The sequence below is a fragment of the Glycomyces sp. YM15 genome, assembly GCF_016918015.1.
Taxonomy (GTDB): domain Bacteria; phylum Actinomycetota; class Actinomycetes; order Mycobacteriales; family Micromonosporaceae; genus Glycomyces.
The window spans coordinates 69,398-79,126 of record NZ_JAERMK010000016.1 but is presented as its reverse complement, the minus strand read 5'-3'; the positions used below and the strand labels follow the sequence as shown (position 1 = coordinate 79,126).

Below are 9,729 nucleotides of genomic sequence, written 5' to 3'. Positions count from 1 at the left end.
CCGTCCTCAGTTCGTCATCACCATGGCTTGGATTGCCATGCACCCGTTGAAGACTGCCAAGTCGACCGAGTTGTACCTGTACCTGCGTGCGCACGTGGACGAGGCGAACCAGCGGTACACGGTCTGGCCGTCGAAAGCCGCCATGGCCGAGTTCATCGGCTTGAAGAAGCCCGAATCGGTCGACCCGCACTTGAATGCGCTCATCGCCATGGGCGCAGTGTCGGAGCCGAAGCGCCGCTGGGGCGCGGACGGGGCGAACCTGACGAACGTGTACGAGATCGAGACGACAGTCCCTGACGACTACAGAGGCTTCCTGTACATCAGCGAGTGGGATGAGGCCCGGCGGCAGCGGCAACGCGCGAAGCGACAGGGTTCCGGCACCCTCCCCCTCTCCACGGGGGAAGGGTCCGAACAGGGAGGAGAACAGACCCTCCCCCGCTCCACGGGGGTACCCCTCCCCCGCCGAGCTGGGGAAGCCCTCCCCCCGTCCACGGGGGACGAAGTAGAACTAGGGGAACTACAACCAGAGCAAGTAGAACCAGGTGTGTGTGTCGACGACGGCTCCGCCGCCGCGAACGCAGACCCCGCTACGTCTGAAGCGGACCGGGTGGCGACGATCCGCGCCGTCGTCCGAGGCGTGTACGGCGCGCCGCAGCGGGCGAGGCTCACGAAACCCGAAGAGGTCGCCGACATTCGGACCTTGACCGGCGCTCTCCTCGACCGCGGCTGGACGGTGGATGCGCTGGTTGCACAGTTGCGCCAGCGAGTGACGTGGAATTCGCGGACGGTCGCGTTCGGCAAGAACCTCATTCGCGGGCTCAAGGACGTGACCCCCCTGGAGCCGAACAGCGCCCTGGTCGACGAGTTCGCTGATCCAGACGAGCAGTCAGACGGTGAGGACGACCGCCGGGGAGGCGCAGCACCTGTTCCGTACGATGCGCCGTTCCTCGCATTCTGGGCGGCGTACCCGCGCCGCCGTGACAAGCAGGCGGCGTGGGACAAGTGGACGCAGCGCGTCGCTGAAGGCGTCGACCCGGAAGTCATCATTGCCGGCGCGGCACGGTACCGCGCTGAACGCGAAGGCGAAGACGCGAAGTACACCAAGCTTGCGAAGACGTGGCTGCACAACCGCTGCTGGGAAAACGCACCTGAACCGGTCGACCGCGCCTCGCAGCACGCCCTGCTGCAGCGCACCGAACCGCTCGCGGTTCGTCGACGCCGCGAAATCGACGAGGCCGTAGCGGCGTTCAAAGCGGACATGGATGCGGGCCCCGCCGGGATCGACCCACCGGCGTGGCCGGGCGGCGGGCACGTCATCGACTCCGAAGGCAGGCCCGCGTGATCGCCCCCGATGAAGTCGGCGACCTGCTCGCGGTCATCGCCGGCATTGACGCGCGCACTGTCGCGAAAGACGACATCGCGTTGTGGCTCGCCGCCCTGCAGCGGGAGCGCGTCACGCTGGCCGAAGCGCGCTGGGCCGTCATGGAGCAAGTGGCGAAGGAGCCCGGAAATCGCATGAACGTCGGCCATGTGATCGCCCGCGTCAAGGACCGCAGGCGGCTCATGCGTGAACGCCCCGGCGCCGGGGCGGCGTTGCAGGCGGCGTTGCGAGCTGTTCCCGCTGACGCACCCGACTACGGCGAACGCGTGCGTGCGCTGCTGCGCGGGCCTGTCACCACTGCAAGCGTTCCGCGGCCGGAGCTCGGTGCAGCGACAGCTGTCGATCGCATCCGCCGTGGGCGAGCGCTCATTGACGCTGCTCTCGCTGAACGCCGGAAAGCGGCTGCGGCCCCGGCAGCTGTGGAACCTGATCGGGAGCGTGACCATCGTGCCGCGGCTGCCGCGGCCGCGCACCGCGCGACACGCAAACGCAGCAGCGACCCCGCGCCGCTCGGCCAGGCCGTCATCGACACCGCGCGGCTTCTGCAGACACGACGCCACACCCAACCCGCCGAATAGGCCACGCGGGGCGGCCACCTGGCCGTCCCGCGTCCGACCGAGAACCTCACTTGGAGACACCACCGCATGCGCCACGACCCTGACGACGTCAACAGCACAACCACGTGGGTCCGCCTTTCGAACCGGACCGGGCGGGCTGAGATCAACACTGCGCTCGCGTGCCACGAGATCACCGAAGCCGAACATGTCGGCGCAGCCATCACCGTCGACGCCGACCGCAGGATCGTCATCGACCGCAGCGACCCGGCCGAACGGGTCACGTTCACGCCTGCGCACGTCGGTGTTCGTCCGCTGCCGTGGCAGTGGGAACTGCTCGCACGTGTCGCGGACGCACCCGCTTTCACAGGAGAGTTTGACCGGCTCGGGCAGATCCGGCTCCGCTTGACCGGCAGGCTAATCGACGCAGTGGGTTCGGCGATGCTCATTGACCGCGGCTGGGTCACCGTGACCGGCGGCCGCGGGACCGTGACCGCGATCGGGTACCTGATGCTGGCCCACCGGCTCGCGGCCGCGAGCGCTTAACCCCTCAGGACCTGTTCGCGCGCGTCGACAACGATCCAACATCGAAGCGACTACAACCCGCCTGAGCAGCAAAAACGCACGTCGAGGTCGACTAGAATTGAAGCAGCGCAAGGAAACACGACGAAAGGAACCAGGTGGAAAGTCTTCCGTACACGACTGCGGACTCTCCCGTCCGGATCGCGCACGACGCGATCCGGGCCGAACCGCGACAGCTCACCTGGGCTGAAGACGCCGCGCACCGCGCGATTGAGGAAGCGATCGAGCAAGCAGGCGCGAGCGAATGTCTCGCTGACGGCGTGCTCGCCCGCGCTGGCGTCGCCGCTGCCGCGCCGCACATTGCCGCGATCGTGCTTCGCGCTGCCGCTTCGGTCCTGGAACACGACGCTGTGAGACGCAAAGCCGTTGGCGCTGTACTGGACGGTGGATATGCCGAGAGGGTCCTGCGCGGTTTCGCCAACAAGTTCGACCCCGACGAGCAGGTGCTCGCCAGAGGCGGACATGGGTGTGCCCCTGGCCGGTACGGCCTGGACGGCGACCGTGGCTAACAGCAGCAGCATGATCGGCCAGTGCGTACGTACGACCTGGACAGCGCACTCGTCAAGCACTGGTTCCGTCGAACGGCCGCTGGCAACGGTTGAGGTTGCGGCGGCGCTCGCGGCGGTCGACAAGGCCGGTGGCACGGTCGCGATCGACCAGTGGCGGACGTTCTGGACGTACGGGAACGGCGGAGCGTTGATCCGGTACTGGCCGCGGTGGGTCCGTTCCGCTCCGACCGCGGGCACGTGGGCGGCGTTGCGACGCATCGCGTACCTGCCGCGGATCGACGTCCGCCGCGGCCGCGGTCTCCGCGTCGGGTACGGCTCGACATGGACGGCATCGAACACGACGTGGGCCATGATCGACCGCGGCTGGATTGAAGTCGACGGCGAGCACGCGGCCGTGACCGCGATCGGATGGCGAATGCTCACCGAGTACGGCTTCGACGAGGCGATCACGGCAGCCAGGCGGGCCGTGTGGCGCACCCGCAACGAAGCCTCATCCGACTCCCCGGCCGCGAGCGCCGCGTCCGAGATGGTGAGAGCCGCATGATCGAGAACGGCTACGACACTGACGCCTGCGAGGCCAACGCTGAAGCTATCCGCGACCTGGTCTACGAGGGCACCGGCCTCATCCCCATCGTGCACGAGCACACGGACGGCACCACGATCCGGCTCCTGACCGACCACACCGGCCGCGTCGTCGCGAGCTTCACCGACCTGCCTGGCATGGACAGCATGTTCACCGCGTTCACTGACGCTCCGCGGCTCCTTGCGTGGATGCGGGGCAGCGACATCCGGTCCCAGAACCACTGGCATCAGGTCATGAACGAACGCGACAGCCTCCACGTCGACAACGCCCGCTTGTGGGCCTCTATCGAAGCGTGCGAACACGACCATGTTGACGCTTACGCCCCTGAGGATGACCAGGGCGACGGTCTCGCGTCGACGGGCGCAACAACGACCTGACCACGATCGCACTACAACACTGAGAGAGCAACGCGAATGGACCTCTAACTGGGTAAACTTGAAGCACCACAATGGATTCTAACGATCGGGACCACCCCGTTGCACACCACACGCGAGACGACCGCTTCCGGCGGCCCCGCCGGCACCACACCGGACACGTGGCAACCCGTCGTGGCCCGCACCAGCACCGGCGCGACCGTCCGCCTGATCGTCGCCGCTGACGGCACGGTCATCGCCGCGTTCGGCGACCACCCCGGCGCAGATGCGGCCCTCACCCACTGCGTGAACGCGGCGACGACTATCACTGACCTCACGGCACAACTCAAGGCGGCCCGTGAACGCACGCACCAGCTCGAACTCGAATACGTCGACCTTGAAGACGACCGCGACCGTCTGCGAGATTCCATTCGCGAATGCCACGGACATGCCAACGGCACCCCGTAAACCAACGAAAGCAGAGGAACCCGATGACCACCACAGCAATCCCCCTGACCGACCTCGCCGCCATGCGCGCGCGCTCGGAGAACGCCTCCCCCGGGCCGTGGACCGTCGTCTCCGGCGGTCACGGCCGCTACGTTGACCATGACATCACCGGCCCCGCCCGAAGCGCACACCACGGCTTCTTCAAACGCGACGCGGAGTTCATCGCCCACGCCCGCGACGACATCCCGGCGCTCCTCGACGAATGCAACCGGCTCCGTTCCCGCATCACCGAACTGGAAGCCGACACGGCGTTCCTCGGCGCGCTGGAAGCTGCGGGGGTCGACAACTGGGTCGGATACGACCACGCCCGAGCCCTGCACCGGGAGAACGCGAACTGACCAGCACTGAGGATCGCTCGGAACCGCCCACGTGGGCGGGCCTTCGCGCCGCCGCCCGCGCAGCCGGGTACTACCGCGACAGCGACAGCGTCGGCTACAGCACTTGGTACTACTGGGCAGCTACGGGGACCGGGCACTACACCGTCGAACTCGACCGGTCCCAGCCTGGCAAGTGGACGCTCACACTGCACCACGGCTACGACCGCGTGACCCTGCACGAACCAACCCCAGCGAAAGCGCTCGCGTTCGCGACGCTGCTGGGCATGTGCCCCACCGAGGTGCCTTCCTTCATTCCGGAGACCACATGAACCTGACTTCATTCCGCGCGACCCTCGTCATCGAACGTACCGCGGCGCGGGAGCGTGCATGAGCCTCACTGCGGTCACCCCGGCAGGGCCAGTCGACACGGTCGCGCTCGACCGGCGTCTCAACGGGGACCTGTCGGTGCCGATACCGGATCACGAACGGCCCGCCGCCGCATGGTGGCTCCGGCATGAGCGAGGCATCGGCATCACGCGCATCTGCGACGCGCTCGAACTGTCGGACGCAACCGTGGACGGCTACCTGGCCGCCATCGAACGCAAGCACCAGTAAGGAGGACCGATGTCGACCTGCACCGTCATGTTCATCGACCCAGTAGACCTGTCCACGCTCGCGCAAGCTGCCGCGGAAGCGTTCGCGGTACCGCTCGAGCAGATCGAAACCTGGAACGGCCGCCAGTTCACGTCACCGGCAACCAGCCCAGGGATCGCGCAAGTCGCCGCCTCACCGATGGAAGGGGTGTCTGCCGAGTTCGTAGGCTTCGACGCGTTCGCCGCCCACACTGGCGGCCTGGCCACGTTGCAAATCGCCATCGCGCTGGCAACGCGCCTGCAGCAGCGTGCGCTCATCGAGCCGGAAACCGCCGAAGACCACCGGTGGACGCTCGTGGCCACGAACGGCAGCTACCAGCACGTCATGGTCGACAGTGAACTGTTCGACGACGGCACGCTCGCGATCATCAACCCGGAGCCGTGACCGGGCCGCACAGGAACAGCTTGAAAGCTACTTGAAAGGCCGCAATGACTGTCGAAGCGGGCAACGACCTGCATAAAGACCCCGTCGATGCAACCAGCTTGAAGCTCAAGCTCTCATGGAAGCACACCTGGCGCCGCCCGATGCGATGAAAGGTGGAGGGCGGGGACACGGACTTCATTCCAGTTCCGAGCTGGCTGCCGGGGACCTTCCATACCCGCCCTCCATGGCCGCGAGTCCCTTGCGATCTCCGTCCGGCGCAACACCGCGACCGTACCCCGCCCCACCGACCACGAAGCGGCGATCAGATACGCGCGCTCACGGCAGCGAAGCGCTACCGCGGCGCCCACGCCTTCCGGTATTCCGGACGGTCCCGGTACTCCAACGCCAGGAGGCGCATCACCTGGTTCCAGGCGTCCGAGTTCTTCCCACCGTTCGCGTTCTGGTCGGCAAGCACCAGCTCGAGCAGGGCGCGCTTGGTCGCGACGCCGGCGAGGACACGTGCGGGGTCGTAGCGGGCGATGCTCGCGGCCGCGGCGAGGTCCAAGTCGTGGATGCCGGCCGAGTAGCCGCCTGTCACTTCCACGGTTTCTCCTTCAGGGTCCTCTACTGGCCAGGTTTCCTTCGTTGCAAGCCAGACCAAGGTGCCGTACTCGGCAAGTGGCAACTCGGTGTCGTCGGGCGGCATCCGCGGCACGGGGATCGGCGTTTCCTCAGGACCGCGAACCCACTGCCAGTGCACACCGCCGCTGACCAAGTCCTGCCCTTCAACCGGTGGGACCGAGCATGCCAGCGCCCACGCTTCATTAGCGTCGATCTCCGCGCGAATGAACGCCTCGATATCCATCCGACCATTCTCCGGGCGAATGCGCCACGCGTACTCCCCCGAGACGACAAGGGCGGCAGCCGAACGGCCGAAACTTGGTCGCGATGCCTGCTCCCCCCGCGACTACCGTCAACTCTCTGCCCCATCAGAACGGATCACCACCTTGACCACCGACACTGACCGCGGCGCGATCGCCCGCGCGAACACGATCCTGCGGACCCTCGACGGGTCCGGCGTTCACGGCCTTGCGATCCCCGGGGTGAGCGACCGGGATGAGATCGGCGTGTTCATCGAACCGGCCGAGCATGTCATCGGCCTCGCCGGCGCGATCGAACAGTACGTGTGGCGCGACCAGCCGGAAGGCCACCGGTCGCAAGCCGACGACTCCGAAGGCACGATCTACAGTCTGCGGAAATTCCTCACCTTGGTCGTCGCCGGCAACCCGAACCTGCTCGTGCCCCTGTACGCACCCGAATCGTCGGTGTATGCGTCGACGGAGCTCGGCGGGGAACTCCGAGCGCTCGCGCCCGCGGTCGTGTCCCAGCAGGCCGTCCGTCGTTTCCTCGGGTTCCTCGACAGTCAAGTGGACCAGCTCAAAGGTGAAGGCCGCAAGCACCGCATCCCCGTCCGGACCGAACTGATCGAGAAGTGGGGCTTCGACGTGAAAGCCGCCAGTCACGCCTACCGGCTCGGCGCCGAAGCAGTCGAACTTGCCGAAGACGGCACGTTGACCCTCCCGATGCGGTCCCCTGACCGAGAGCGGGCGCTGGCGATCAAGACCGGCGGCGTCAGCCTCGAGGACGTGTTCGCTGAGGTCGCTGACCTTCGCGCGCGAGCCGCCGCGGCACTGGACGCCAGTCGGACGCCGTTGCGTCCCTCTGCCGATGTGGAGCGCGTGTCGGCTTGGGCAGTGGCAGCGCACCGTCGCCACTGGGATGCTGCCTAGGGTTTTCAACCGGGCGATGCGGCATACGCAGTGACGCGCTCGGTTGATGCTCCGTCCTGCACTGTCGTTGCAGTGCAACACTGTGCAAAGTGTAGTCGCGACTACATTCGCGAATATCCCTTGGCCTGCAACAGGTACAGTGCGTTAAACTTGGAGACGCGCCTCCCGGTGCGAAGGTTACGGATACTTCATCAATTTCTGGTATTGACGCGATACACCCGTGGCCGCCTAATTCTCGGGAGGACTGACCTTTGCATAGTGGATGCCCGGTGCGCAGGCGCGGGTTACTTCTCCTGCTAAGAGAGTGACCCGGGTTCGAATCCCGGCCCGCCCGCAAGGGCGGGTAGCTCAGTGGCCTAGAGCGCTACGTTTCCCCGCGCCGACTTATTCTCGGGCATCCACTATGGCAACAAGGGGGTCCTCCCGCTATGCGGAAGGACCCCCTTTTCCTATGGCAAAGTTCAACAAGCCGACCACGCGCGCCGCGGTGACCTCCCCGGTCCGGACCGAGACGACCCCGTCCACGACCACGTTCGAAGGCGGTCCCGGCTTCGCGCGGGACGCTAAGTCGGAACTTTTCTTGCTTGCGGTCTCGAACATGGTCGGCGAAGCCACCTTCTATGAGCCTGCGGGCGACCGCGACTCCCGCTTCGCTGAACTGATCCGCGACGTCGTTCTAGTCGACCGTGAGTGGACTGTGCGGTTCCTCGCGTGGCTGCGCAACGGCGCGAACATGCGGTCGGCGTCTCTCGTTGGCGCAGCCGAGGCCGTCAAGGCCCTCATCGCGAACCCTGCCGCGTACCAGGAGGTGCGTCTCAACCTGGACGACGAGTTCAGCGCGACGGTAGTGCCGTCGACGCCGCGGCAGATCGTCGCTTCGGTCTTGCAGCGCGCGGACGAGCCCGGCGAGTTCCTGGCGTACTGGCACTCCCGGTTCGGCCGGAACGAGCCGAAAGCCGTCAAGCGCGGCATCGCGGACGCGACCCGGCGGCTGTACACCGAGTACGCGGCACTGAAGTACGACACGGCATCGAAGGGCCTCCGGTTCGCTGACGTCCTCAACCGGGTGCATGCGGTCCCCGGTGACACCCGCCAGGACGACCTGTTCGCGTTCCTGCAGAACCGCCGGTTCGACAATGACGTGCCGCTGCCCCAGTCGCTGGAGATGATCGCTGCGAACCGGCAGCTGCGCGCCGACGCTGCCGACAACCTGCGTGTCCTGCTGGACGCGGACCGGTTGAAGGCCGCCGGGTTCACGTGGGAGGACGCGCTGTCGCTCGCCGGTGACAGCGTGGACAAGGCCCGACTGTGGGAGGCCCTGATGCCGTCCATGGGTTACATGGCCGCGATCCGGAACCTTCGGGCCATGGACGAAGCCGGTGTGTCCGACGCTGCGGCGGCGACGCTGGCCGCGCGGATCGCCGACCCTGACCAGGTTCGCCGGTCGCGGCAGTTGCCGTTCCGGTTCCTGTCCGCGTACCTGGCTGCGCCGTCGCTCCGGTGGGGGCATGCGCTCGAGCGGGCTTTGGACACGGCGTGCGAGAACATCCCCGCGCTGCCCGGCCGGACCTTGGTCCTGGTGGACACGTCCGCGTCCATGGGGGCGAAGCTGTCGGCGCGGTCGCAGGTGTCGGCGGTGCAGGCCGCGGCACTGTTCGGTGTCGCGCTTGCCTATCGGGGCGCGAACGTTGACCTTGTCGGGTTCGCTTCCGGCACGTTCCGGCATGACATTCCCAAGGGAGGGTCGGTCCTGCAGGAGGTGCAGCGGTTCTGCAAGCGCGTCGGTGAAGTCGGGCACGGCACCGAGATTGGCGAGTCGATGCGTCGCTCGTTCAAGGGGCATGACCGCGTGGTGCTGCTGTCGGACATGCAGACGATGTCCGGGTACTACGGGCGGGACGTGAACTCGGCAGTCCCGGCGAACATCCCCGTCTACGGGTGGAACTTGGTCGGGTACGCGAACGCGGCCATGCCGACCGGGTCTGGAAACCGGCACGAGTTCGGCGGTTTCTCGGACGCGGCTTTCCGCTTGATCGGCCTGCTTGAGTCCGGGCGGAACGCCACCTGGCCGTTCTAGCGACAGCTAGACGCAGACGAGAGCGGGCCCTGCACACCTCGTGGTGTGCAAGGCCCGCT

Annotated in this window: 14 protein-coding genes; 11 read left to right on the top strand and 3 right to left on the bottom strand. The window is 66.9% G+C overall.

The features are described from left to right. Positions 1-6 precede the first annotated feature (6 nt). Positions 7-210, bottom strand: coding sequence for a hypothetical protein (locus JHY01_RS17825; RefSeq protein ID WP_205327016.1), 204 nt, complete (start codon positions 208-210; stop codon positions 7-9). A 397-nt stretch (positions 211-607) separates the two neighbouring features. Between JHY01_RS17825 and JHY01_RS17820 the strand changes: the two genes are divergently transcribed. The 3 genes from JHY01_RS17820 to JHY01_RS17810 all read left to right on the top strand — a co-directional run bounded on the left by JHY01_RS17820 (position 608) and on the right by JHY01_RS17810 (position 2,481). Then, the gene (locus JHY01_RS17820) at positions 608-1,342 is read left to right on the top strand and encodes a hypothetical protein (RefSeq protein ID WP_205327015.1); all 735 of its coding nucleotides are present in this window, start codon (positions 608-610) and stop codon (positions 1,340-1,342) included. Continuing rightward, positions 1,339-1,959: a hypothetical protein gene (locus JHY01_RS17815; protein ID WP_205327014.1), complete on the top strand. Its 621-nt coding sequence runs from the start codon at positions 1,339-1,341 to the stop codon at positions 1,957-1,959. The genes JHY01_RS17820 and JHY01_RS17815 overlap by 4 nt, the downstream gene beginning before the upstream one ends. A 66-nt stretch (positions 1,960-2,025) precedes the next feature. Further along, positions 2,026-2,481, top strand: a complete 456-nt coding sequence (locus tag JHY01_RS17810; protein ID WP_205327013.1) for a hypothetical protein — start codon at positions 2,026-2,028, stop codon at positions 2,479-2,481. A 50-nt stretch (positions 2,482-2,531) separates the two neighbouring features. Here JHY01_RS17810 and JHY01_RS17805 read toward each other — a convergent pair whose 3' ends face one another. Continuing rightward, the gene (locus tag JHY01_RS17805; protein ID WP_205327012.1) at positions 2,532-2,981 is read right to left on the bottom strand and encodes a hypothetical protein; all 450 of its coding nucleotides are present in this window, start codon (positions 2,979-2,981) and stop codon (positions 2,532-2,534) included. Positions 2,982-3,018: 37 nt separating this feature from the next. On the opposite strand from JHY01_RS17805, the gene JHY01_RS17800 reads away from it, so the two are divergent. The 6 genes from JHY01_RS17800 (at position 3,019) to JHY01_RS17775 (ending at position 5,824) form a co-directional block, all read left to right on the top strand. Next, a complete protein-coding gene (locus JHY01_RS17800; RefSeq protein WP_205327011.1) occupies positions 3,019-3,570 on the top strand; it encodes a hypothetical protein in 552 nt (183 codons plus the stop codon). Next, complete coding sequence (locus tag JHY01_RS17795; RefSeq protein ID WP_205327010.1) at positions 3,567-3,986, top strand: hypothetical protein; 420 nt, start codon at positions 3,567-3,569, stop codon at positions 3,984-3,986. Before JHY01_RS17800 ends, JHY01_RS17795 begins: the two co-directional genes overlap by 4 nt. 99 nt (positions 3,987-4,085) lie before the next feature. After that, on the top strand, positions 4,086-4,430 hold the full coding sequence (locus JHY01_RS17790; protein WP_205327009.1) for a hypothetical protein: 345 nt from the start codon (positions 4,086-4,088) through the stop codon (positions 4,428-4,430). Positions 4,431-4,453: 23 nt separating this feature from the next. After that, complete coding sequence (locus tag JHY01_RS17785) at positions 4,454-4,807, top strand: ead/Ea22-like family protein (RefSeq protein WP_205327008.1); 354 nt, start codon at positions 4,454-4,456, stop codon at positions 4,805-4,807. Between the two features lie 366 nt (positions 4,808-5,173). Further along, a complete protein-coding gene (locus tag JHY01_RS17780; RefSeq protein WP_205327007.1) occupies positions 5,174-5,401 on the top strand; it encodes a hypothetical protein in 228 nt (75 codons plus the stop codon). 9 nt (positions 5,402-5,410) lie between these two features. Further along, the gene (locus JHY01_RS17775; protein WP_205327006.1) at positions 5,411-5,824 is read left to right on the top strand and encodes a hypothetical protein; all 414 of its coding nucleotides are present in this window, start codon (positions 5,411-5,413) and stop codon (positions 5,822-5,824) included. A gap of 331 nt (positions 5,825-6,155) precedes the next feature. Here JHY01_RS17775 and JHY01_RS17770 read toward each other — a convergent pair whose 3' ends face one another. Then, the gene (locus JHY01_RS17770; RefSeq protein WP_205327005.1) at positions 6,156-6,668 is read right to left on the bottom strand and encodes a DUF6221 family protein; all 513 of its coding nucleotides are present in this window, start codon (positions 6,666-6,668) and stop codon (positions 6,156-6,158) included. Positions 6,669-6,810: 142 nt separating this feature from the next. Between JHY01_RS17770 and JHY01_RS17765 the strand changes: the two genes are divergently transcribed. Further along, complete coding sequence (locus tag JHY01_RS17765) at positions 6,811-7,593, top strand: DNA polymerase beta superfamily protein (protein WP_205327004.1); 783 nt, start codon at positions 6,811-6,813, stop codon at positions 7,591-7,593. A 304-nt stretch (positions 7,594-7,897) separates the two neighbouring features. Continuing rightward, positions 7,898-9,670, top strand: coding sequence for a TROVE domain-containing protein (locus tag JHY01_RS27815; RefSeq protein ID WP_307814493.1), 1,773 nt, complete (start codon positions 7,898-7,900; stop codon positions 9,668-9,670). The last annotated feature ends 59 nt before the right edge of the window (positions 9,671-9,729 follow it).